Origin of the sequence: Psychrobacter sp. CAL346-MNA-CIBAN-0220 (assembly GCF_040309805.1) — a bacterium.
GTDB lineage: Bacteria > Pseudomonadota > Gammaproteobacteria > Pseudomonadales > Moraxellaceae > Psychrobacter.
This window is the reverse complement of record NZ_JBEOPF010000794.1, coordinates 1-231: the sequence shown is the minus strand read 5'-3', so window position 1 is coordinate 231 and position 231 is coordinate 1. Positions and strand designations below refer to the sequence as shown.

Below are 231 nucleotides of genomic sequence, written 5' to 3'. Positions count from 1 at the left end.
CGTTCATGCTTGCCACCGCCGCCACAGGATCATCGGCGCGCGCACCAGCATGCCGAAGAACAACCGCGTGTGCATGGCGCTGATGCGCAGGTTGTCGCGCAACAAACGAAAGTGCGACAGGCCGTCGGCGGGGTAGTGCACCTGGGTGGGCAGCCAGCGCATGGGCTGGTTGCGCCAGGCCAGACGCACCAGGATGTCCGAGTCAAAATCCATGCGCGTGCCGATGTAGGC

The 231-nt window shown here is 64.9% G+C and carries 1 pseudogene; it reads right to left on the bottom strand.

The window, feature by feature from the left end:
• Nucleotides 1–3 precede the first annotated feature (3 nt).
• Nucleotides 4–231 (bottom strand): annotated as a pseudogene (locus AAEY88_RS15695) (glycosyltransferase family 2 protein); the annotation flags it as partial.